This window comes from Microbacterium esteraromaticum (assembly GCF_017303215.1).
In the GTDB taxonomy this organism is placed as follows: Bacteria; Actinomycetota; Actinomycetes; order Actinomycetales; family Microbacteriaceae; genus Microbacterium; species Microbacterium esteraromaticum_C.
This window is the reverse complement of sequence record NZ_JAEMWU010000001.1, coordinates 701,156-724,723: the sequence shown is the minus strand read 5'-3', so window position 1 is coordinate 724,723 and position 23,568 is coordinate 701,156. Positions and strand designations below refer to the sequence as shown.

Genomic DNA, 23,568 nt, shown 5'->3' with positions numbered 1-23,568 from the left:
GGGTGTGAACGGTGTGAACCGCCACAGAACGGCTGCAGAACAACAGAGGGCGAGTGAGATGACGAGCATTGACGAGGTCGCGAAGCTCGCCGGGGTATCGACGGCGACCGTCTCACGTGCGCTCAGTGGGCGCGGGCACGTATCACCGGCCTCGCGCGAGCGTGTGCGCATCGCGGCCGAGACGCTGGGCTACGTCGTCTCGTCGCGGGCGTCGAGCCTCGCGTCGGGGCGCACGCAGAACGTCGGCGTGATCGTGCCGTTCCTCGACCGCTGGTTCTTCAGCACGGTGCTGTCCGGGGCATCGAGCGCGCTGATGCGCGCCGGCTACGACATCACCCTGTACAACATCACCGCCGACGCCGACGTGCGCAAGGACGTCTTCTCGACGTTCCTGCGACGCAAGCGGGTGGATGCCGTCATCGCCGTCTCGATCGAGCTCGACGACGATGAGACGGGGCGGTTGCAGGCGCTCGGCCTGCCCGTGATCGCGATCGGCGGTCCGAACCCGCAGCTGCGCACCCTCACGGTGGACGACACGGCGGTGGCGCGCCTGGCGACCGAGCACCTGATCGGGCTCGGCCATCGGGCGATCGCGCACATCGGCGCGAATCCCGAGTTCGATATCGACTTCCACATCCCCACGCGTCGCAGGCTCGGCTTCGAGCAGGCGCTGGCGGATGCCGGCATCACCCCCAACCCCGATTTTCTCGAACCGGCCGACTTCACCGTAGATGGCGGTTTCCGCGCCGCCAAGCAGCTGCTCGGCCGGCCCGGTCCGCGCCCGACGGCGATCTTCGCGGCATCCGATGAGATGGCGATCGGGGCGATCCTCGCCGCGCGCGATCTCGGATTCCGGGTGCCCGAAGACCTGTCGATCGTCGGCATCGACGGTCATGAGCTGGGCGAGTTCTTCCAGTTGACGACGGTCGACCAGTTCCCGCTCGGGCAGGGTGAGCGCGCCGCGGGCGCGGTGCTCGCTCAGTTGGAGGGCGACACCGAGGCCGCTGTGGGCGGCGAACTGCCGTTCGAGCTGATCGTGCGCGGCACGACCGCGCGCGTCTGAGCGGCGCGTCAGGCCGCGGCGCGCACGCCGCCACGGGTGGCGCGCGAGACGATCAGGTGCAGCAGCATGGTCGCAGCGAGGACGACAGCGGATGCCGGCACGAGCCCGTCCGGTTCGACACCGGATGCCAGCAGTGCACCACCCAGAATGCCTCCGAGCGCCGAGCCGAGCTGCATGCCGCTGCCGTTGAGCGCCAGCACCAGTGACATCGAGTCGGGTGCCAGGTCGCCCAGGCGGGACTGCAGGGCGACGCCGGAGCCGCCGTTGAAGAACGCGCAGGCGAAGAACCACACGAAGGCGGCCACCGCCCCGGCGAGACCGGGCAGCATCAGACCGAACGTGCCGAGCACGGCGACAGCGATCAGGATCCCGATGATCAGCGTGATGACGTGCACCGGGTTGAAGCGGTCGGTGGCGCGTCCCGAGATGATGTTGCCGATCAGGCTGACCACGCCGTAGCCGAACATCGCGGCGATGATCGGCAGCCCCTCACCGACGCGGGGGCCGAAGATCAGGGTCGCGTAGGTGAAGCACAGGTAGCTGGCGCACATGATGCCGGTGGCGACGAGGATCGCCCCGATCAGCGCGGGCTGCGTGAGTGGCTTGAGCGTCGCGCGCAGCGACAGGGCGGGCAGGTGCAGCCGGGGCACCTTGATCAGGATGCCGACAAGGGCAACCGCGCCGACGCCGGTGACGAGGAACAGCGGCATGCGCCAGTCGTCCTGGCCGATCACCAGTCCCACCGGCACACCGAGGGCGGTGGCTGCGAGGAATCCGCCCAGCACGAACGACAGCGCGCGCCCGCGCCGTTCGGGTGCGGTCTTGGCGAGCACGTAGGCGCTGACAACGGCGCTGAGCAGGGCACCGCCGACGGCCGAGACGATGCGACCGGTCATCGCCATCGCGTAGTCCACGGCCAGAGCGATGATCAGGTTGCCGACCAGGAACACCGCCAGCGAGAGCGAGATCACCAGTTTGCGCTCCCAGCGCCCGGTGAAGGCGCTGAGCACCGGACCGGCGATCGCGGCGGTGAGGGCGAACACCGCCACCAACTGCCCGGCTGCCGCGTTCGACACGTCGAGGTCTTCGGAGATCTGCGGCAGCAGCCCGGCCAGCACATAGCCGTCGATACCCATCGAGAAAGTCGCCAGGGCGAGCCACAGCAGGGCGCCGAATCCGGCGGGACGAGCCTCGTCGCTTTTGTTCACCGCACTATCCAATCAGACATCCGACCTGTGGTCGCCTGTTTGCGTCAAGCGATCGGCACGGCACCGTGTTTCCGGGCATCCGCGGCGTTACTGTTTCCCAATGGAAGCCCTCAACGACATCGTGCTCTTCCTCGGTGACCGCCTGTGGACGTGGGCCGTGCTGCCCGTCGTCGTGCTGCTCGGCGTGTACTTCACGGTGCGTTCCGGGGTGGTGCAGTTCCGCCTCATCCCTGAGATGTTCCGCACGCTGACGAACCGCACGCCCACCGACGCGGACGGTCGCCCGCAGTCGGTGTCGGCCTTCCAGGCGTTCACGATCTCGGCGGCCTCCCGCGTCGGCGTCGGCAACATCGCCGGTGTCGGCACGGCGATCGCCATCGGCGGCCCGGGGGCCGTGTTCTGGATGTGGACGATGGCGTTCATCGGCGGCGCCTCGAGCTTCATCGAGTCAACGCTCGGCCAGCTCTTCAAGGTGCGCGACGCCGATGGCTTCCGCGGTGGTCCGGCGTACTACATGCAGCACGGCTTGAAGGCCCGCTGGATGGGCATCGTCTTCGCGGTGATCCTCATCGTGTGCTTCCCCTTCGCGTTCAGCTCGTTGCAGGCCAACACGATCAGCGCGACGGTGTCGTCGAGCTTCGGCGGCGACGTGGGCTGGATCCCCTGGGTGGTCGGCATCGCCCTGGCGGTGCTGACGGGCCTGGTGATCTTCGGTGGCGTGCGCCGCATCGCCCACGTCACGCAGGCGGTGGTGCCGTCGATGGCGCTGCTGTACCTGCTGGTCGGGCTCGTGATCGTCGCCCTGAACATCGAACAGCTCCCGGCGGTGTTCGCGTCGATCTACACGCAGGCGTTCGGGTTCAACGAGGTCGTCGGCGCGGCGCTGGGCACGATCATCATGACCGGTGTGAAGCGCGGCATGTTCTCGAACGAGGCCGGCCTCGGTTCGGCCCCGAACGCGGGCGCGAGCGCCGCCGTCACGCACCCCGTCAAGCAGGGACTGGTGCAGACGCTGGGCGTCTACTTCGACACGTTCCTGGTGTGCACCATCACGGCGTTCATCATTCTGGTGGCGACCCCCGACCTGGCCGGCGCCGAGCGCGGCATCATGCTGACCCAGGCCGCGATCGTGAACAGCCTCGGCGAATGGTCGAACGTGCTGCTGAGCATCATCATCTTCCTGCTCGCGTTCAGCTCGATCCTCGGCAACTACTACTACGGCGAGTCGAACATCGAGTTCATCACCACGCGCCGCAGCGTGCTGACCACCTACCGGTCACTGGCGGTCGTGGCGATCTTCGTCGGCTCGATCGCTTCGGCCGATCTCATCTGGAACACGGCCGACGGTGTGATGGGCATCATGGCACTGGTGAACCTCATCGCGATCGCGCTGCTCTCGGGCGTCGCGTTCCGTCTGTTGCGTGACTTTCTCGATCAGCGGCGCGCCGGGCTCGATCCGGTGTTCACCCGGGAGCGGATGCCGGATGTCACGGGCATCCAGTGCTGGGAGGACGAACTCAGCGTCACCGGCCCGATCCCGGTTCAGCGCCGGCGCTGACAGCATCCGCCGCCCGCGCGTCGCTCAGAGGCGGCGCGCGGTGATCGCTTCGCGATCGTTGTTGCGGCGCAGGGTGCGCAGGCAGCGCGAGCACAGGATCTCGACGACCCTCGGATGCCCTTCACCGCACTGGCAGTCGATGCTCACCCGCCAGCGGGCGCGGCGCCCGCACGGGATGTACTCGGTCTCGGTACCGTGATCGCATTCGCACCGCGGAGCGTCGCCGCCGTCGAGCGAGGGCATCTCGCTGAGGTCGACGTTCTGCGCCGTGTCGGTGTGCTCGGCGGATTCGATCTCGGTGTCGACGGGGGTCACGGTGGCATGCATCACCGCTATCTTCCCATCCTGCGCCTGGGCGACGGGATCAGGCCTCGATCACCCGCTGGTTGACCTCGTGCGCCTCACGGTGCAGCCGCTCCATGCGGTCATCGAGCTCGCCGGCGGCATCCGCGGCCTCGGTCAGACTCTGCACGAGGTGACCGGGCACGCGTCCCGAGAACTTGTAGTGGATCTTGTGCTCGAGGCTGGCCCAGAAGTCCATCGCGATGGTACGGAACTGCACTTCGACCGGCACCGAGACCGTGCCCGTCGACAGGAACACCGGCACCTCGACGATCGCATGCAGGCTGCGGTAGCCGTTCGGCTTGGGGCCTGCGATGTAGTCCTTGACGATGCGGACGGTCACGTCGTCCTGCGCGGTGAGCAGGTCGAACAGACGGTAGACGTCGCTGACGAAGCTGCACGTGACGCGGACGCCGGCGATGTCGGTGATCTCACGTCGGATGCTGGGAAAGTCGGCCTCGATGCCTCGGCGGGCGACCTTCTCGACGATGCTGTCGGGCGACTTCAGGCGGCTCTTGACGTGCTCGATCGGGTTGTACGCGTGCATGTGCGTGAACTCGTCCTGCAGGATCGAGATCTTCGTCTCGATCTCGCGCATGCCGAATTCGTACTCGCGCAGGAACCGCTGGAACTCGTCGCGCAGCTGCCGGGCCTCGGCGATCGCCGCGTCGTCGACGGGGAGCGTTGTCATGTCTCGACGCTACCTCTCCGGGTTCGGAAACGGCTGGGTGATTCACCTGCTCTGCCTGTCACACCGCGATCGACAGCGCGGCGGCGTATCCGTCGTCGACGCTGCCGGTGACGGTGGCGACCTGCAGCACGCCGCCGTCGTCGCCGAAGACGTTGTCGCCGGTCAGAGTCACCTGTGAGGCGTTGCGGATGCTGGCCTCGTACCCGGCGGTCGCGTACACCTTGGCGTTGATCTCATCGGGCAGGGCGATCTGCGAGGTCTTCACGATCGGGCCGGTGGCGACCGCGTTGGCCACGTCTTCGTAGACCTCGAAGTGGATGTGCGGCCAACGCCCCGAGTAGCAAGCCGGGTAGATCGAGGTGAAGCGCACGGTGCCGGTGTCATCGGTGGGCTGCACCCCGCGCAGGTAGTTCTCGTCTTCCACCCCGTCGGAGTACAGCGAGTAGCGGCCCTCGCGGTCGCAGTGCCACAGGTAGACACCCGCCCCGACCAGCGCGGCGCCCGTTGCAGCATCCCGCACGGTCAGCACGATCTCGAGCGGCACGCCCTCGGCGGTCGTGGATGACGAGCCGAAGCTCGAGCGGATGTCACGGCGCACGATGCCGGAGTCGTCGAGCACATTGATGCCGTTGGACCCGTCGGCCGGGTACGGCCCGGCGGTTTCATTGGGCACCTCACCGTCGAGCAGGTCGCTGTTGTCCTGCTCGGGCGCGGCGCCGCCCGGTGCGCCCGGGCCGCCGGTTCCCGGCTGAGCCGGGGCCGTCGACGCGTCGGTCTGAGTGATCGGCGAGCACGCGGCGAGCAGCGTCGTCGCGGCGATCCCGCCGAAGATGCCGAGCGCGCGTCGACGATTGATCAGGGTACGGATGTCGTAGGTCAGACCCCGGTGGTCCTCGTCGATCTCCGTTCCGTTCGCGTCCAGCCAGCGGGGGTCGGTTCCGGTGCTCATGTCTGTCTTCCTCTCGCGGGCTCGACGGCCCAGAATCACACGACACCAGGTGAGACTGGCGAGGCCATAGGTGCCGCCCGCGCAAAACGTGTGGGTATCCTCTGCGAAGCCTATGAGCGCCGGGGTCGGCACGCAGCGTCGACGTGGTGCATGGATTCGCGCCCCGGGCGTGAGGATCTCGTGAGGATCGGCCATCGGGCATGCCTCCGGCGGTGAAATCGGTGAGTGCTCGATCTCATCTACCTCGCGCTGACCGCGCTGATCTTCGTCTTCGTCTCTCTCATCGCGAAGGGGGCTGAGCAGCGATGATCGTCTTCGAGATCGCGGCCGCCGTGCTCGGTGTCGCCGCGATCGCCTACCTGTTCGTGACGCTCGTGCGACCGGAGAAGTTCTGATGGGCGCCGTGGGACTGGGCGTGCTGCAGGCCGCCACCGTCGTCCTCATGCTGGTGCTGCTGTACCGCCCGCTGGGTGACTACATCGCCCGCATCTACTCCAGTGCGAAGCATCTGCGCGTCGAACGCGGGCTGTACCGTCTGATCGGGGTCGACGCGGCCTCGGAGCAGACCTGGCGATCGTACGCACGCAGCGTGCTGCTCTTCTCGGCGGCGGGCATGCTGCTGGTCTACCTGCTGCAGCGCACGCAGCACCTGCTGCCCCTGTCGCTCGGTCTGCCGCCCGTGCCAGAGGGGCTCGCGTTCAACACCGCCGCCTCGTTCGTGGCCAACACCAACTGGCAGTCGTACTCGCCCGAGCAGACCATGGGTCACCTCGTGCAGGCCGCCGGGCTCGCCGTGCAGAACTTCCTGTCGGCGGCGGTCGGCATCGCCATCGCCATCACGCTCGTGCGGGGTTTCGCCCGCCACGGCTCGACCACCATCGGCAACTTCTGGGTCGACATGACCCGCGGTGTGCTGCGGCTGCTGCTGCCGATCTCGGTGGTCGGCGCGCTCGTGCTCATCGCCGGCGGTGTGGCGCAGAACCTCGCCGGGTTCACCGAGGTGCAGACCCTCAGCGGCGCGACCCAGCAGATCCCGGGCGGCCCGGTGGCCTCACAGGAGGTCATCAAGCTGCTCGGCACCAACGGCGGTGGCTTCTACAACGCCAACTCGGCGCACCCGTTCGAGAACCCGACGCCGTGGACCAGCCTGTTCGAGATTCTGCTGATCCTCGCGATCCCGTTCTCGCTTCCCCGCGCCTTCGGTCGGATGGTCGGCGACGACCGCCAGGGGTACGCCATCGTGTCGGTGATGGGCGTGCTGTTCCTCGCCTCGACGACGATCCTCTCGATCGTCGAGTACGCCGGCCGCGGACCTGCTCCCGAACTGGCCGGTGCGGCGTTGGAGGGCAAGGAGGTGCGCTTCGGCATCCTCGGTTCCACCCTGTTCGGCAGCGCCTCGACGCTCACCTCGACCGGTGCCGTGAACTCGATGCACGACTCGTACACGGCCCTGGGCGGGATGATGCCGATGCTCAACATGATGCTCGGTGAGGTCGCCCCCGGCGGCGTCGGCTCGGGCCTGTACGGCATGCTCGTGCTCGCCGTGATCACCGTCTTCGTCGGTGGCCTGTTGGTCGGCCGCACCCCCGAGTACGTCGGCAAGCGGATCGGCCCGCGCGAGATGACCCTCGCCAGCCTGTACATCCTCGTCGTTCCCGCGCTCGTGCTGGGCGGCACCGCGCTCAGCTTCGCGATCCCCGCGATCCGCGACGACGTCGTCTCGACCAGCATCCTCAACCCGGGTCCGCATGGGCTCAGCGAGGTGCTGTACGCCTTCACCTCGGCGGCGAACAACAACGGCTCGGCGTTCGCAGGGCTCACGGCCAGCACCCCCTGGTTCGCCACCGCACTCGGTGTGGCGATGCTGCTCGGCCGGTTCATCCCGATCGTGCTCGTGCTGGCTCTGGCCGGATCGCTCGCGGCGCAGCGCCCGGTGCCCCAGACGGCCGGCACCCTGCCCACGCACCGGCCGCTGTTCGTCGGGATGCTCTCGACGATCGCCGTCGTCATCACTGCTCTCACGTACTTCCCCGTGCTCACGCTCGGGCCTCTCGCAGAAGGACTGGTCTGACATGACCCTCACGCACCCCCGCCCGGACACCCGGGCATCCGAACCGGCACCGGCCCCGTCACGGGCGTTCAGCGGCGCGCAGCTCGCGGCCGCCGTGCCCGGCGCTCTGCGCCGACTCAACCCGGCACGCTTGCTGCGCAATCCGGTGATCCTGCTGGTGTGGGCAGGCGCCGCGTTCACCAGCGTGCTCGCGATCGCCGAGCCGCTGCTCGGCGGTGCCGATCCGGACGTCCCGGCGGGCTTCACGTGGGCGATCGCCGGCTGGTTGTGGCTGACCGTGCTGTTCGCCAACCTGTCGGAGGCGGTCGCCGAGGGGCGCGGAAAGGCCCAGGCGGCCAGCCTGCGCAAGACCCGCACCACGACGACCGCACGGCTCGTGCTCGGCTACAACTCGTCCGACCCGCTGGCTGAGCGCACGCCGCTGACCGAGACCGCATCGTCGGCCCTCGCGGTCGGCGACCTGGTGGTTGTCGCGGCCGGTGAGGCGATCCCCGGCGACGGCGACATCGTGGCCGGCATCGCGACGGTCGACGAGTCGGCCATCACCGGCGAGAGCGCCCCGGTGATCCGCGAGTCCGGAGGCGACCGCAGCGCCGTCACCGGCGGCACGCGCGTGCTCTCGGACCGCATCGTGGTACGCATCACCTCCCGCCCCGGCGAGACGTTCGTCGACCGCATGATCGCCCTCGTCGAGGGAGCGAACCGTCAGCGCACGCCCAACGAGATCGCGTTGAACATCCTGCTGTCGAGCCTGTCGATCGTCTTCGTGGTGGCCGTGCTGGTGCTCAACCCGCTCGCCGCGTACGTCGCGTCGCCCGTCGGCATCCCCGTGCTCATCGCCCTGCTGGTGTGCCTGATCCCCACCACGATCGGTGCGCTGCTGAGCGCGATCGGCATCGCCGGGATGGACCGCCTCGTGCAGCGCAACGTGCTGGCGATGTCGGGGCGCGCCGTCGAAGCTGCCGGCGATGTGTCGACGCTGCTGCTCGACAAGACCGGCACCATCACCTACGGCAACCGCCGCGCCGACGACGTGCGGCCGGTCGCCGGCGTCGACGCCGACGAGCTGCTGCGCGCCGCCGCGCTGTCCTCGCTCGCCGACCCCACCCCCGAGGGTGCGTCGATCGTCGACCTCGCCGTCACCCGTGGCATCCACGTCACCTCGCCCGAAGGTGCGGTGACCGTGCCGTTCACCGCCCAGACCCGCATGAGCGGCATCGATCTGCCCGACGGCACCATGATCCGCAAGGGTGCCGGGTCGGCGATTCGCGCCTGGCTCGCGACGCAGGGAGCGGATGCCGGTGATGCCGCCGCCGAGGCGGCCCGCCACGCCGACGAGATCGCGGCGGCCGGCGGTACGCCGCTCGTCGTCGCGGTGAACACGCGCATCCTCGGTGTCGTGCACCTGAAGGACATCGTCAAGGACGGGCTGCGCGAGCGGTTCGACGAACTGCGTGCGATGGGCATCCGCACGGTGATGATCACGGGAGACAACCCGCTCACCGCGGCCGCCATCGCGAAAGAGGCCGGCGTCGACGATGTGCTCGCCGAAGCGACGCCCGAAGACAAGCTGGCGCTGATCCGTCGCGAACAGCAGGGCGGACGCATGGTCGCGATGACCGGCGACGGCACCAACGACGCCCCCGCGCTCGCCCAGGCCGACGTCGGCGTCGCGATGAACACCGGCACGTCGGCCGCGAAAGAGGCCGGCAACATGGTCGACCTCGACTCGGACCCGACCAAGCTGATCGACATCGTGCGCATCGGCAAGCAGTTGCTGATCACCCGCGGCGCGCTGACCACGTTCTCGCTCGCGAACGACATCGCGAAGTACTTCGCGATCATCCCCGCCCTGTTCATGACCGCATTCCCCGGCCTGAGCGCCCTGAACATCATGCACCTGCACTCGCCGGCATCCGCCGTGCTCAGCGCCGTGATCTTCAACGCGATCGTCATCGTCTTCTTGATCCCGCTCGCCCTGCGCGGTGTGAAGTACCGTCCGGCGAGCGCGGAGCGGATGCTGCAGCGCAACCTGCTGATCTACGGCCTCGGCGGCGTGATCGCCCCCTTCGTCGGCATCAAGCTGATCGACCTGGTCATCAGCCTGATTCCCGGCTTCTGATTCCCGGCTTCTGAACCTCGCAAAGGAACGACCATGTCGAAGACCCGCACCACCACCCGCACCGCCGGGGTCGCCATCCGCGCCGTCCTCGTGATGACGGCCCTGCTCGGACTCGCCTATCCGCTCGCCATGACGGGCGTCGGCCAGCTCGCCTTCCCGTGGCAGGCGAACGGCTCGGTCGTCGCCCACGACGGCGAACCGGTCGGCAGCGCCCTGCTGGGCCAGACGTTCGCCGACGCGGATGGCAACGCCCTGCCGCAGTACTTCCAGCCCCGACCGTCTGCATCCGACTACGAAGGCGCCTCCTCAGGAGGCAGCAACCTCGGACCTTCGCACCCCGACCTGGTCGCCGCGATCGACGCGGGCCGCCAGCGGATCGCGGCCCGCGAGGGCGTCTCGCCCGATGAGGTGCCCGCGGATGCCGTCACCGCCTCGTCATCGGGACTCGACCCGCACATCAGCCCGCAGTACGCCCTGCTGCAGGTGTCGCGAGTGGCCGCGGAGCGCGGCATGAGCGAAGATGACGTGCGGGCGATCGTCACCGCGCGCATCGAGACGCCGGACCTCGGCTTCATCGGCGCGGAGCGCGTCAACGTGCTCGACCTCAACGTCGCCCTCGATACCGCACAGGAAGAGATCCGATGACCCGAGGGCGTCTGCGAGTACTGCTCGGCGCGGCTCCCGGCGTCGGCAAGACGTACGAGATGCTCGCCGACGCCCATCGGCTTCAGGCAGAGGGGTACGACGTCGTGATCGCCGTCGTCGAGGATCACGGGCGAGCGGCGACGGCCGCGCAGGTGGTCGGACTGGAACGGGTGCCACTGCGTACGGTGATGCACCGCGGCGTCGCCCTCGGCGAACTCGACCTCGATGCCGTGATCGCGCGGGCGCCGCAGATCGCCCTGGTCGACGAGCTCGCCCATACCAACGCCCCCGGATCGACGAACGAGAAGCGCTGGCAAGACGTCGAAGCGCTGCTCGATGCCGGGATCGACGTGATCACAACCGTCAACGTGCAGCACATCGAGTCGCTCGGCGGGGTCGTCGAGCAGATCACCGGTATCGCTCAACAAGAGACGGTGCCCGACGCCGCGGTGCGCGCCGCGGACGACATCGAGGTGGTCGACCTGGCCCCGCAGTCGCTGCGCGACCGTCTCTCGGCCGGGTCGGTGTATCCCGCCGAGCGGGTGGATGCCGCGCTGTCGAACTACTTCCGCCTCGGCAACCTGACCGCGCTACGCGAGCTGGCGCTGCTGTGGCTCGCCGACGAGGTCGACTCGGCACTGCGCCGCTACCGAGACGAGCACGGCATCGCGAGCACCTGGCAGGCGAGAGAGCGCGTCGTCGTCGCCCTCACCGGTGGCCCCGAGGGCGAAACGCTGCTGCGCCGCGGTGCGCGAATCGCCGCCCGCTCGGCCGGCGGAGAGCTGCTCGCGGTGCACGTGCTGACGCAGGACGGCCTGCGAGGCAGCCCGCCCGGGGCGCTGTCGGCCCAGCAGCGGCTGGTGTCCGCGCTCGGCGGAAGCTACCACCAGATCGTGGGCGACGACGTGGCCGAATCGCTCGTCGAGTTCGCCCAGACGTCGGATGCCACCCAGCTCGTCATCGGCGTCAGCCGACGCAGCCGCCTGGCCGCCGTGTTCACGGGCCCCGGCATCGGGGCCGAGGTGATCCGCCGCTCGGGCGACATCGATGTGCACATGGTGAGCCACGCCGCTGCTGGCACGCACGCCGCGCTGCCGCGCATCACCGGTGGCCCCCTGGGCTGGCGCCGGCAGGCTCTCGGCCTCGCCATCGCCCTGGTCGGCGGTCCGCTGCTGTCGTGGCTGCTGTACTCGTTCCGCTCCCCCGCATCGATCACCTCGGATGTCCTGGCCTACCAGCTGCTCGTCGTGGTCGTGGCGCTGGTCGGGGGCATCCGCCCTGCCCTGTTCGCGGCCGTGCTCTCGGGCCTCACCCTCGACTTCCTGTTCGTCGCACCACTCTTCACCGTGACCATCGCCGACCCGCTGCACACACTGGCGCTGGTGATGTACGTCGTAAGCGCCGTACTGGTCAGTATCGTCGTCGATCAGGCCGCCCGCCGCGCCCGCACCGCGCGCCGAGCCTCGGCCGAGGCCGAACTGCTGGCCGCCGTGGCCAGCAGCGTGCTACGCGGCGACAGCGCCCCCCTGGCCCTGGTCAGCAGAGCACGCGAAGCCTTCGGGTTCAGCGGTGTGCGGCTACTCGATCGCGACGGGCACGTCCTCGCGACCGACGGCGAACCGCTGCCCGACACCACCCCCGAGATCGTGCCGGTCGGCGCCCACGCGGTGCTCGAACTGCACGGATCGACCCTCGACGCCCCCGCCCGACGACTGCTCGACGCAATCGTCGCCCAGCTGGCAGCCGCGATCGAACACACCGACCTGACCGCCACGGCGCGGCGCGCTGACGTGCTCGCCGAGACCGACCGCGTGCGCAGCGCTCTGCTCTCGGCCATCAGCCACGACCTGCGCCGGCCCCTCGCGGCGGCCATGGCGGCCGTCGGCGGGCTGCGCGGATCCAGCCGACTCTCCAGTGCCGACCGCGCCGAGCTGCTCGAGACCGCCGATGAGAGCCTGGGCACTCTGTCGAAACTCGTCACCGACCTGCTCGACGCCAGCCGCGTCGAGGCCGGCGTGCTCGCCGTATCGCTCACCGACGTCGACGCGGGGGCGGCAGTCGTCAGCGCGCTCGATGAACTCGGCTTCGGCCCCGATGACGTCGAGCTCGGCCTCGATCCCAACCTGCCCGCGCTGCGCGCCGACCCGGTGCTGCTGCAACGGGTGCTCGTCAATGTGCTCGCCAACGCCCACCGGCACACCCCGCCCGGCAGCCGGGTACTCGTGACGACCAGCCGCCTGGGCGAGACCGCCGAGATCCGCATCGTCGACCGCGGCGAAGGCGTGCCCCTCGAACGGCAGCAGAGCATGTTCGCCCCGTTCCAGCGCGAAGGCGACCATGACAACACCGTCGGCCTCGGCCTCGGGCTGGCCCTGTCGCGCGGGTTCACCGAGGGCATGAGCGGTAGCCTGAGCCCCGAGGACACACCAGGAGGGGGCCTGACGATGGTGATCGCCCTGCCGGTGGCATCCGACACCACCCACCCGACCGGTGCCGACGCATGAAACTGCTGATCGCCGATGACGACCCGCAACTGGTGCGGGCGCTGCGCATCACCCTCGCCGCCCACGGCTACGACGTCGTGGCGGCGCCCGACGGGGCCGCAGCCATCCAGCTCGCCGCACAGGAGCACCCCGACATCGTGCTGCTCGACCTGGGCATGCCGCAGCTCGACGGCGTGCAGGTGATCCACGCGCTGCGCGGATGGACGACCGTGCCGATCATCGTCGTGTCGGGCCGCACCGGTTCGGCCGACAAGGTCGACGCCCTCGATGCCGGCGCCGATGACTACGTCACCAAGCCCTTTCAGATCGACGAGCTGCTGGCCCGTCTGCGGGCGCTGTCACGCCGTGCGGGCGCCGGCGCGGGCGAGGCGACCGTGGCGTTCGGCGACGTCGTCGTCGACCTGGCCGCGAAATCCGTCGCACGCGCGGGCGCGCACGTGCACCTCACCCCCACCGAATGGCGGATGCTCGAGCACCTGGTGCGGCACCCCGGCGCCCTGGTGACCCGGCAGGAGCTGCTGCGCGAGCTGTGGGGCACCGAGCAGGCCACCGACACCGGCTACCTGCGCCTGTACATGTCGCAGCTGCGCAAGAAGCTCGAGGCAGACCCGTCGGCGCCCGTACACCTGCTCACCGAACAGGGCATGGGCTACCGACTCGTGCTCTGACGCTCAGGCATCGCGACCGATGACGGCCTCGGGGCGCAGGTCGAGGCGTCGCAGCGCCTGGGCGTTCAACGCCACCACGATCGTCGACAGGCTCATCAGAATCGCACCCACCGACATCGGCAGCACGAACCCGACCGGCGCCAGCACACCGGCCGCCAACGGCACCGAAATCAGGTTGTACCCCGCCGCCCACCACAGATTCTGCTTCATCTTGCGGTAGCTGGCGCTCGACAGCTCGATCACCGAGATCACCGCACGCGGGTCGTCAGAGGCCAGGATCACCCCGGCCGAGGCGATCGCCACATCGGTGCCCGCGCCGATCGCGATGCCGACGTCGGCCTGGGCGAGCGCCGGCGCATCGTTGACGCCGTCGCCGACCATCGCGACCTTCTTGCCCTCACGCTGCAGTTCAGCGACCTTCGCGGCCTTGTCCTCGGGGCGCACCCCGGCGAACACCCGATCGATGCCGAGTTCGCGTCCGACCGCATTCGCCACAGCCTCGGCATCACCGGTGATCATCACCACTTCGACGCCGCGCGCATGCAACGCCTCGACCGCCTGCCGCGACTCCGCCCGGATCTCATCGGCCAGCTTCAGCCCGCCGATCACCTCCCCGTCGCGCACGACGTGCAGAATGATGGCGCCCTCAGAACGCCAGCCATCGGCATCCGAGATCTCTTCCGCACCCACCTCGGTGAGCATGTACGGGCCACCCACGCGCACCTCGGCGCCGTCGACGGTGGCCGTCACGCCGACGGCCGGCGACGAGCTGAAGCCCGTCGCCGTGGCGACGGTCAGGTCGCGATCGGCGGCGGCGCGCACGATCGCCCTGGCCAGCGGATGCTCGCTGTCGGCCTCAGCGGCCGCGGCGAGCGCGAGCACCTCCTCGGCGCTCCAGCCGCCCGCGGGGGCGATGGCCGAGACCGTCGGCTCGCCCTTCGTGAGCGTGCCCGTCTTGTCGAACAGCACCGCGTCGACCGTGCGCATGCTCTCCAGGGCCAGGCGGTCCTTCACCAGCACACCCGCACGGGCCGCCCGCTCGGTCGCGATCGAGACGACCAGCGGAATCGCCAGCCCCAGCGCATGAGGACACGCGATGACCAGCACCGTGATGGTGCGCACGACCGCGGCATCCGGATCGCCGACCGCGGTCCACACGACCGCGGTGAGCGCCGCGGCGCCGAGCGCGAACCAGAACAGCCACGCGGCCGCCCGGTCGGCGAGGCGCTGCGCGTGCGAACTCGACGCCTGCGCGTCGGAGACCAGCTTGCGGATGCCCGCGATCGCCGTGTCGTCGCCGATGGCATCCACCTCGACGCGCAACCCCGAGTCGGTGGCCACGGTTCCCGCGGTCACGCGTTCGCCGACACCGCGGCCGACCGTGCGCGACTCCCCCGTGAGCATCGACTCGTCCATGCTCGCGCGGCCGTCCACGATCACCCCGTCGGCGGGAACACTGCCCCCGGGACGCACGATGACGACATCGCCGACGCGCAGATCGTCGGGACTCACCGTCTCGACACCATCGCCGGCAACGCGCTCAGCCTCATCGGGCAGCAGCGCGGCCAGCGAATCCAACGCCGACGTCGTCTGCGCGAGCGACCTCATCTCGAGCCAGTGCCCCAGCAGCATGATGACGATCAGCAGCGCGAGCTCCCACCAGAACTCCAGCTCGTGATGCAACAGCCCCAGGCTCGCGCCCCACGAGGCGAGGAAGGCGACCGTGATCGCCAACCCGATCAGCAGCATCATGCCGGGCTTGCGGGCCTTCAGCTCGCTGACGGCCCCGGTGAGGAACGGCCGGCCGCCCCACACGTACATCACGGTGCCCAGCACGGGGGCGACCCAGGCCGCCCCCGGCAGATCGGGGATCTCGTAGCCGAGCAGCATGGCGAACATCGGCGAGAGGGCCACCACCGGCACGGCGATCAGCAGGTTGATCCAGAACAGCCTGCGGAACTGGCCGACATGATCGCCGTGGGCCGCATGGTTGCTGTGGTCGGCGTGATTGCTGTGGGCCGCGTGGTTGGCATCCGCTCCCGGTCGGGAGGAGTTCTCGCCCTCGGGAGGATGCCCGTGCGCGTGGCCTCCTCCCGAACCCGGGTTCTCCTCCCGAGCGGATGCCGCGGGCGCATGCCCGCGGTGCGCAGCGTGCTGCTCGTGGCCCTCGTGTGCGTGCGGATCGGTCATGATGCTCCTCCGTCTACTTGATCAGCGAGCGGAAGCGGCGCAGCCGCAGGCTGTTGCCCACCACGAAGACGCTAGAGAACGCCATCGCCGCCCCGGCGAGCATGGGGTTGAGCAGCCCGAGCGCTGCCAGGGGGATCGCGGCCGTGTTGTACGCGAACGCCCAGAACAGGTTGCCCTTGATGGTGCCGAGGGTACGGCGTGAAAGGCGGATCGCGTCGGAGGCCGCGCGCAGGTCTCCCCGCACGAGGGTGATGTCGGATGCCTCGATCGCGACGTCCGTGCCGGTGCCCATGGCCATGCCGAGATCAGCCTGTGCGAGCGCCGGGGCGTCGTTGACACCGTCGCCGACCATCGCGACGACGCGCCCCTCGGACTGCAGTCGAGTGACGACGTCGACCTTCTCAGCGGGCAGCACCTCGGCGATGACCTCATCGATGCCGACCTGCGCGGCGATGTGCTCTGCGGCGGCGCGGTTGTCGCCGGTGAGCAGCACGGGTCGCAGCCCGAGAGCCTTCAGCGACGCGATGGCCTCGGCGCTGGTGGGCTTGACCTCGTCGGCGACGACGATCATTCCGCGTGCCTCGCCGTCCCAGGCCACGAGCACGGCGGTCTGCCCCGAGGCCTCTGCCGCGGCCTTGCGATCGAGCAGGTGCTTGGAGGGCTGGATCGACCAGTCCTCCAGCAGCGACACCCGCCCGACGAGCAGCGCGTGCCCCTCGACGACGCCGGTGACCCCGCGCCCCTCGATGTTCTGGAACGACTCGACCGCCGGCAGCGCCCCCGCCCCACCCCACGAGGGGTCAATTTCTGTCGTGTTGAGGCCCTCCGACACGACGTTTTCTGACCCCTCGTGGGAGGAGAGGTGGGGGTGGGAGGGGCGGATGCTCGCGGCCTTGGCGATCGCGCGGGCGATGGGGTGCTCACTGGCGTCCTCGATCGCACCGGCCAGGCGCAGCAGCTCGCCAGCATCCGTTCCGGCCTCGGGAACCACCTCGACGACGCTCATGCGCCCCTCGGTGACCGTGCCTGTCTTGTCGAGCACGATCGTGTCGACGCGTCGCGTCGACTCCAGGATCTCGGGGCCCTTGATGAGGATGCCCAGTTGCGCCCCGCGACCCGTGCCCACCAGCAGCGCGGTCGGCGTCGCCAGACCCAGCGCGCACGGGCACGCGATGATCAGCACCGCGACGGCCGCGGTGAAGGCGGCGGATGCCGGGAAGCCGAGCGCCAACCAGACGCCGAGCGTCGCCACCGCGATCACGATCACGATGGGCACGAAGATGCCCGAGACGCGGTCGGCGAGGCGCTGCACCTCGGCCTTGCCGGTCTGCGCCTCCTCGACCAGCTTCGCCATCTGGGCGAGCTGCGTATCGGCGCCCACGCGGGTCGCGCGCACCACGAGTCGGCCGCCCGCGTTGACCGTGGCACCGGTGACGGTGTCACCCTCGGTCACCTCGACGGGAACGGACTCGCCGGTGATCATCGACTGGTCCACAGCGGATGCCCCCGACACGACGACGCCGTCGGTGGCGATCTTCTCGCCGGGGCGCACGACGAACTCGTCACCCACGTGCAGATCATCGGTCGAGATGAGCACCTCGACGCCGTCGCGCAGGACCGCGACCTCTTTCGCTCCGAGTTCGAGCAGGGCGCGCAGCGCGGCGCCGGCCCGGCGCTTGGCGCGCTTCTCGAAGTAGCGGCCCGCGAGGATGAACATCGTCACCCCGGCGGCGACTTCGAGATAGATATTGCCCGCACCGTCGGACGGCTCGATCGTGAAGCTGAACCCGTGCGTCATGCCGGGCATGCCCGCCGTTCCGAAGAACAGCGCGTACAGCGACCAGAGCAGCGCGGCGCTCGTTCCCAAGCTCACCAGGGTGTCCATGGTGGCGGCGCCGTGTCGCAGGTTGATCCACGCGGCGCGATGGAACGGCCAGGCAGCCCACACGACCACCGGCGCGGCGAGCACGAGCGACAGCCACTGCCAGTAGGGGAACTGCAGGGGCGGGATCATCGCCATCAGGATCACCGGCACCGACAGCACGATCGAGCCGATCAGTCGCTGACGCAGGGTGCGCAACTCGGGGTCGTCGGGTTCACCCTGATCGGATGCTGTCGCTCCGACGGCATCCGGAGCCGGCGGCGCCGGCAGCGTAGCGGTGTACCCGGCGTTCTCGACCTCGGTGATCAGCCGCGCCGTGTCGAGGTCTCCGTCGACGGTCACCTGCGCCTTCTCGGTGGCGTAGTTGACCGTCGCGGTGACGCCGTCGATCCTGTTGAGCTTCTTCTCGATGCGCATCGCGCACGAGGCGCAGGTCATCCCGCCGATCTCGAGATCGATGCTGCTCTGCGCGGGGGTGGTCATGATGCTCCTGACGGTGGGGGTGGGCAGATGCTGCGGGTCAGGCCGAGACGGCCCGATAGCCCGCTTCGTCGACGGCGGCGATGACGGCGGCTTCGTCGACGGGGGCTGCGGAGGTGACGACGAGGCGACCGGTGGTGTGGCTGACGTCGACGCTGTCGATGCCGGCAACCTGGGTGACTTCCTCGCGCACGGACATCTCGCAGTGGCCGCAGGTCATCCCGGTGATCTGGAACTCGGTGGTGGTCATGTTCTCTCCTTCGATTCGAGTACCCCCTGGGGGTACCTCCACCACGGTACTACAAGATACCCCCCTGGGGTATTCCCAGAGGGGTGCGGATCCGAAAATCGGATGCTAGCGCTCGGCCGGCGCACCCTCACTGCGGTAGCGCGCAGCCGCCTCGGTGCGCGTCGCAGCGCCGAGCTTGCGCAGCACCGCCGACACATGCACGCTCACGGTCTTCACGCTGATGAAGAGACGCTCACCGATCTGCCGATTGCTGAGCCCCTCGGCCACCAGGGCGAACACCTGGTTCTCGCGCGCGGTGAGTGCCGCAAGCCCCGAGGCGGCAGCGTCGGTGAGCCCGGCCGCCTCGGCGAGTGCAGCCGCCTCGCGCTTCAGGCCCGCGTGCCCGTACCCGACCGCTCGCTCCTCGGCGTCGACGAGCAGGGCGGATGCCTCGAGACGAGCGGGACGATCACCCGTGACGATCAGCGCGCGGGCGAGCTCGATGCGCGCGACCGTCTGGAAGAGCACCGGCACGTCGTCACTGTCGGCGGCGGCCATCGCCGCGCGCCACGCCTCAGGAGCGCCGGAGAGCAGGGCATCCAGCACCTTGCACCAGGTGCGCGGACGCAACGCGGCGGGCAGGTGCTCCCACGATGCCCTCGTACGCTCCGCCAGCACGAGAGCCGCCGCCTCGTCCCCCTGGGCGCGCAGCCCGCTCACTGCACGACCCCCTTCGAGCAGCAGCCGCGGCTTCTGACCGAGATCGGCACCGGTGTCGGCGAGGATCTGCTCGAGAGTGCGCACGGCACCTGACACGTCCCCACGCGCCAGGGTCAGATCGAGTTCGGTGCGCCACAGCGAATAGCGCACCTGCCGCTCCGACTCGGCGATCTGATGCATATGAGGACGCCACTCGTCGAGCAGCAGATCAGCCTCGGCGAACCGCCCGCGCCACGCGAGTGCCCGCACACGGGTGGCCGTCGTGTACGTGCGGAAGATCCGATGCGTGCGCAGAGTGAGATCGGCGGCAAGCAGTTGCTCGACGCGCGCGATGTCACCGAGTTCGAGCAGGGGCTCGGCACGGTTCTGGGTGAGGATCGAGCCGCTCGTGCGCTCGACACCGAAGCGGCGGGCGTCTTCGACCCCACCCTGGGCGAGCCTCACAGCCTCGTCGAAGCGCCCCAGATTGGTCAGCGTGTCCGAGAAGTTGACCCGGTAGCGCAGCTGCGCCTCAAGGTTCGACGCGAGACTCCAGGCGAGCCGGAAGTCGGCCAGCCCCGTATCGACATCACCAAGGTGCACGCGACTGTTACCCCGCACGTTCGCCGCCATCGACATCCGCACCTCGTCGCCGGCGCGCTCAGCAACACCGAATGCCTCATCGGCCAGCCGCACGGCCTCTTCGAGTCGACCGACGATCATGTACCGGGCGGCGAGCAACGTGAGAAGCAGCGCATGAAGGCGGGGTTCGTCGACGGCGCGGGCCTCGTACTCGGACAGCGCCTGCTGCAGCGCCTCGATCTGCTGAGGCTTGCCGAGGCTGGTGAGATACATGCTCCGGTCACGCAGCAGGCGCACGAGCACTCCGGGGTCGACCGTCTGCGCGTCGACCTCGTCGAGGGCGATGTTCACCACCATCAGCGCGCGATCACCGTCTCCGGCGTTGCGCAGGATCGACCCAAGGCGCGCCAGCAGGGCGATGTGATCGATGCCGGTCGCCTCGCCCGCGTCGGGCACCTGGTCCCACAGATCCAGGGCGAGTTCGCCGTAGCGCGCCGCCGTCGAGAAGGCGAAGCTGCTCCGCGAGCGCTCCATCGCACCGATAGCCGCGATCAGCGCACGGCGCGGGTCACGCGCCTGGTGCCAGTGGTACGCGAGCGCGGATTCCTGGCATCCGCTGCCCTCCTGCACGCGTCGCTCGAGCACCTCGGCGAAGGCGCGGTGCAGCCGCGCACGTTCGCCGGGCAGCAGGTCCTCATGCACCGCCTCGCGCAGCAGCGCGTGCCGGAAACCGTATGTGTCGTCGGCACGCACCGCGAGGATCGCCATGTTCGCCGCTTCTCGGATGCCCTCATCGAGCCTGTCATCGGGCAGTTCGGCCAGGGTCGTGAGCAGATCATGGTCGATCGGGGCGTCCGACCCCGACACCGTGCGCACCACTCGCTGTGCATCATCGCCGAGCGCGTCGTATCGGGCCAACAGCACCTCGCGCAACGTCTCGGGAATCGGCCCGATGGCGTTGCACGAGAGCTCCTCGACGAAGAACGGCACACCTTCGGCCCGCTCCTGCACCCGTTCGAACACGCCATCGTCGATGGGACCGACGAGGGCCTCGACGAGCGTGCGCACTTCGACATCGGTGAGCCGTTGCAGCGCGACCCGCTCCATCAGCCGCGCACGCTCGACCTCGGCGAGGAACGCCCGCACGGCCGACCCCCGACGCACCTCGTCGACGCGACAGGTCAGCACGAACAGCACCCGCGCATCGGCGAGCGCGCGCAGCAGGTACGAGAGCATCGCCAGGGTGGCGTCGTCGGCCCAGTGCAGGTCCTCGACGATCACCACGACCGGCCTGACCGCCGCGGCAGCCTCGAAGAGCGTGACGATCGCCTCGCGCAGGGCCTCGGGCGAGGTCTGAGCACGGTCGATCGGGCCGTCACCCAGTTCGGGTAGCAGCAGCCGCAACGCGGCTCGCGCCGGCCCTGCCGCCGCCGCCGTCGGATCGCCGAGAGCCTCGAGGACTCCCCGCAGGATGCCCGGAAGCGGCCCGTACGGCGAGGGCGCGACCCCCGAGTCCAGACACCAGCCGATCACGACGTCGAGGTCGCCGTCCCACCGGCCACGGAACTCCCGCAGAAGACGGCTCTTGCCAATGCCCGCCTCACCAGAGACCAGCACCGCGCCGCCCGCTCCACTGCGCGCGCGCTGCAGGGCGGCGTCGAGTCGGCGCGATTCGGCGTCGCGGCCCACCATGTCGGCGCTCGGTGCGATGACGGCCATGAGTTCATCGTGCCACCGAGCGCCGACACCGCGGACCCTTTCCGACGAGCTCATAGGGCCTCAGCGGCGGCGCGGCCGGTCGCGCACGCGCGCGCGTCGATCACGGCGGGCGCGGCTACGGTCGCGTCGGCGGTTGCCTTGCCGGGCGCGAACGAGCCCCGCAGCAGGCGACGCACGAAGGTGCGACGCGGCGCGATCCGCTCGGGGTGCTCGCGTGCGATGCGGGCCCGCTCCAGCAACACGTCGCGTCGCTCGCTGTCGATCGTCGCCACGCGCTGGTGCAGATAGATCGTGTCGTACATGGTTGCTCCTCTCGACGACGCTGTCCACGTTCCTCGCTGAGGCACGCCCGACGCATCGGACAGGTGCCCTATTCCGCGCACGCGCCACCTCAGATCCCGACGCTGAAGATTCGATGTGAGCGTTACCTAGAAACTTCTGGTAGGTGGGTTTTCCCCATACATCTCGGTTTGTGAGCGCAAACACTCTGGTGTTTAAATGACCACGGAGGCCCCGCGCGCGGGCGCATCCGCCCCTACCCCTACGCACTCACCGGAGAGCACAGCAATGGCATCCATGTCTCGAATCACCCGCACCGCCGCCGTCGTCACGGTCGGCGCTCTGTCCGCCTTCGGCCTGGCCGCGTGCAGCAGCGAATCCGGCGGCGCATCCGCCGGCGACGAGCCGATCACGATCGAGTACATGCACCGCCTGCCCGACGGCGAGGGCATGACGTCCGTCAACGAGATCGTCCAGCGCTGGAACGACGAGAACCCGAACATCCAGGTCAAGACCACGAAGTTCGACGGCGCGGCGACCGACATGATCCTCAAGCTCGAGACCGACGTCAAGGCCGGGAACGCCGCCTGCCTGGCGCAGACCGGGTACTCCGAGGTGCCGCAGCTGTTCGTCAAGGGCCTGCTCGAAGACGTCGCGGACGAGGCGACCACGTACGAGGACAACTACTCGGCAGGAGCCTTCAGCGGCATGCGCGTCGGCGACGCCATCGTCGGCCTTCCGCAGGACGTGGGCCCCCTGGTCTACTTCTACGACGAGGCCGCCTTCGCCGAGCTCGGTCTCGACGTGCCGACCACCGTCGACGAGCTCACCGCCGGTTCGGCAACGGCAGCGGCGGCCGGCAAGTACGCCACCGCCTTCACCCCCGATGAGGCCCACAACTGGCTCGCCGCGCAGTCGGCCGCGGCCGGCAACACCTGGTTCGGCACCGAGGGCGACGCGTGGACCGTCAACGCCCAGGGTGCGGGCTCCGAGACGGTCGCCGCCTTCTGGCAGGACCTCCTCGACAACGACCAGACCCTGGCCACCGAGCGCTGGGGCGAAGCCTTCACCGCTGCCCTGAACGACGGCACGCTGATCGGCCACATCGGCGCGGCCTGGGAGGCCGGCTTCCTGCTCGACTCGCTCGACGGCACCGACGCCGAAGGCACCTGGCGCGTCGCACAGCTGCCCGACTTCGGCGCCGGAGCGCTCAGCGGCCCCGACGGCGGCTCGGGCGTCGCCGTGCTCAAGGGCTGCGAGTACCCGGCCGAGGCCATGCAGTTCAACGACTGGTTCAACACCCAGATCGATGACCTCGCCTCGCAGGGCCTGGTGGTCGCCGCCCAGGGCGAGGTGAAGACGCCCGAGAAGATGCTCCGCCAGTTCGGTGGCCAGGACGTCATGGCCGAGCTCGCCACCGCCACGGCCAACATGAACCCGGACTTCCCGTACGCCCCCGGCTTCTCGACGCTGTCGAAGATGAACGAGACGGCCGCCGCGGCAGCCACGGGCGGCGCTCAGGTCGCCGACATCTTCGCCACAGCTCAGGACAGCGCCGTGACCGCGCTGACCGACCTCGGCCTTCCGGTCGCCGACTGATCGCGAATCGCGACAACACATGATGCCGACGGCGGAGGGCACCCCCGGGCCCTCCGCCGTCGCTGTGAGCAGTAAGGACGCACCAGCC

The 23,568-nt window shown here is 69.5% G+C and carries 18 protein-coding genes; 9 read left to right on the top strand and 9 right to left on the bottom strand.

Annotated elements, in window-relative coordinates; translation table 11 throughout:
- Positions 1–58 precede the first annotated feature (58 nt).
- The gene (locus JF543_RS03310) at positions 59–1,063 is read left to right on the top strand and encodes a LacI family DNA-binding transcriptional regulator (protein ID WP_179409301.1); all 1,005 of its coding nucleotides are present in this window, start codon (positions 59–61) and stop codon (positions 1,061–1,063) included.
- 8 nt (positions 1,064–1,071) lie between these two features.
- On the opposite strand, the gene JF543_RS03305 is transcribed toward JF543_RS03310, so the two are convergent.
- On the bottom strand, positions 1,072–2,271 hold the full coding sequence (locus JF543_RS03305; RefSeq protein WP_274368170.1) for an MFS transporter: 1,200 nt from the start codon (positions 2,269–2,271) through the stop codon (positions 1,072–1,074).
- Between the two features lie 100 nt (positions 2,272–2,371).
- Here JF543_RS03305 and JF543_RS03300 point away from each other — a divergent pair, with 100 nt between their 5' ends.
- Complete coding sequence (locus JF543_RS03300) at positions 2,372–3,829, top strand: alanine/glycine:cation symporter family protein (protein WP_206822735.1); 1,458 nt, start codon at positions 2,372–2,374, stop codon at positions 3,827–3,829.
- A 24-nt stretch (positions 3,830–3,853) separates the two neighbouring features.
- Here the strand turns inward: JF543_RS03300 and JF543_RS03295 are convergent, their stop codons facing one another.
- Genes JF543_RS03295 through JF543_RS03285 form a run of 3 tightly spaced genes read right to left on the bottom strand, consistent with a single transcriptional unit; the run spans position 3,854 to position 5,811 of the window.
- Positions 3,854–4,156: a hypothetical protein gene (locus JF543_RS03295; protein ID WP_179409303.1), complete on the bottom strand. Its 303-nt coding sequence runs from the start codon at positions 4,154–4,156 to the stop codon at positions 3,854–3,856.
- Positions 4,157–4,193: 37 nt separating this feature from the next.
- Positions 4,194–4,862: a GTP pyrophosphokinase gene (locus tag JF543_RS03290; RefSeq protein WP_179409304.1), complete on the bottom strand. Its 669-nt coding sequence runs from the start codon at positions 4,860–4,862 to the stop codon at positions 4,194–4,196.
- A 58-nt stretch (positions 4,863–4,920) separates the two neighbouring features.
- A complete protein-coding gene (locus JF543_RS03285; protein ID WP_179409305.1) occupies positions 4,921–5,811 on the bottom strand; it encodes an intradiol ring-cleavage dioxygenase in 891 nt (296 codons plus the stop codon).
- 305 nt (positions 5,812–6,116) lie between these two features.
- On the opposite strand from JF543_RS03285, the gene JF543_RS03280 reads away from it, so the two are divergent.
- The 6 genes from JF543_RS03280 to JF543_RS03255 are packed head-to-tail and all read left to right on the top strand — an operon-like array spanning position 6,117 to position 13,821.
- Positions 6,117–6,206: a potassium-transporting ATPase subunit F gene (locus JF543_RS03280; RefSeq protein WP_206550680.1), complete on the top strand. Its 90-nt coding sequence runs from the start codon at positions 6,117–6,119 to the stop codon at positions 6,204–6,206.
- A complete protein-coding gene (gene kdpA, locus JF543_RS03275) occupies positions 6,206–7,882 on the top strand; it encodes a potassium-transporting ATPase subunit KdpA (RefSeq protein WP_206821219.1) in 1,677 nt (558 codons plus the stop codon). Before JF543_RS03280 ends, kdpA begins: the two co-directional genes overlap by 1 nt.
- A 1-nt stretch (position 7,883) precedes the next feature.
- Complete coding sequence (kdpB, locus tag JF543_RS03270; protein ID WP_206822734.1) at positions 7,884–10,004, top strand: potassium-transporting ATPase subunit KdpB; 2,121 nt, start codon at positions 7,884–7,886, stop codon at positions 10,002–10,004.
- 33 nt (positions 10,005–10,037) lie between these two features.
- Positions 10,038–10,649 (top strand): potassium-transporting ATPase subunit KdpC, encoded by a 612-nt coding sequence (gene kdpC, locus JF543_RS03265; RefSeq protein ID WP_206822733.1) that lies wholly within the window; start codon positions 10,038–10,040, stop codon positions 10,647–10,649.
- On the top strand, positions 10,646–13,153 hold the full coding sequence (locus JF543_RS03260; RefSeq protein ID WP_206822732.1) for a DUF4118 domain-containing protein: 2,508 nt from the start codon (positions 10,646–10,648) through the stop codon (positions 13,151–13,153). The genes kdpC and JF543_RS03260 overlap by 4 nt, the downstream gene beginning before the upstream one ends.
- The gene (locus JF543_RS03255) at positions 13,150–13,821 is read left to right on the top strand and encodes a response regulator (RefSeq protein WP_206822731.1); all 672 of its coding nucleotides are present in this window, start codon (positions 13,150–13,152) and stop codon (positions 13,819–13,821) included. Before JF543_RS03260 ends, JF543_RS03255 begins: the two co-directional genes overlap by 4 nt.
- A 3-nt stretch (positions 13,822–13,824) precedes the next feature.
- On the opposite strand, the gene JF543_RS03250 is transcribed toward JF543_RS03255, so the two are convergent.
- The 5 genes from JF543_RS03250 to JF543_RS03230 all read right to left on the bottom strand — a co-directional run bounded on the left by JF543_RS03250 (position 13,825) and on the right by JF543_RS03230 (position 21,904).
- Entirely contained in the window at positions 13,825–16,011 is a 2,187-nt protein-coding gene (locus JF543_RS03250) for a heavy metal translocating P-type ATPase (RefSeq protein ID WP_206822730.1), read from the bottom strand.
- 13 nt (positions 16,012–16,024) lie between these two features.
- The gene (locus JF543_RS03245; protein ID WP_206822729.1) at positions 16,025–18,376 is read right to left on the bottom strand and encodes a heavy metal translocating P-type ATPase; all 2,352 of its coding nucleotides are present in this window, start codon (positions 18,374–18,376) and stop codon (positions 16,025–16,027) included.
- Positions 18,377–18,413: 37 nt separating this feature from the next.
- Complete coding sequence (locus JF543_RS03240) at positions 18,414–18,623, bottom strand: heavy-metal-associated domain-containing protein (protein ID WP_179409314.1); 210 nt, start codon at positions 18,621–18,623, stop codon at positions 18,414–18,416.
- Positions 18,624–18,728: 105 nt separating this feature from the next.
- Positions 18,729–21,602 carry an ATP-binding protein gene (locus tag JF543_RS03235; protein WP_206822728.1) on the bottom strand — a complete coding sequence of 958 codons (2,874 nt, stop codon included), beginning with the start codon at positions 21,600–21,602 and terminating at the stop codon, positions 18,729–18,731.
- A gap of 50 nt (positions 21,603–21,652) precedes the next feature.
- On the bottom strand, positions 21,653–21,904 hold the full coding sequence (locus JF543_RS03230; protein WP_206822727.1) for a hypothetical protein: 252 nt from the start codon (positions 21,902–21,904) through the stop codon (positions 21,653–21,655).
- Between the two features lie 274 nt (positions 21,905–22,178).
- Between JF543_RS03230 and JF543_RS03225 the strand changes: the two genes are divergently transcribed.
- The gene (locus JF543_RS03225; RefSeq protein ID WP_242519387.1) at positions 22,179–23,480 is read left to right on the top strand and encodes an ABC transporter substrate-binding protein; all 1,302 of its coding nucleotides are present in this window, start codon (positions 22,179–22,181) and stop codon (positions 23,478–23,480) included.
- The last annotated feature ends 88 nt before the right edge of the window (positions 23,481–23,568 follow it).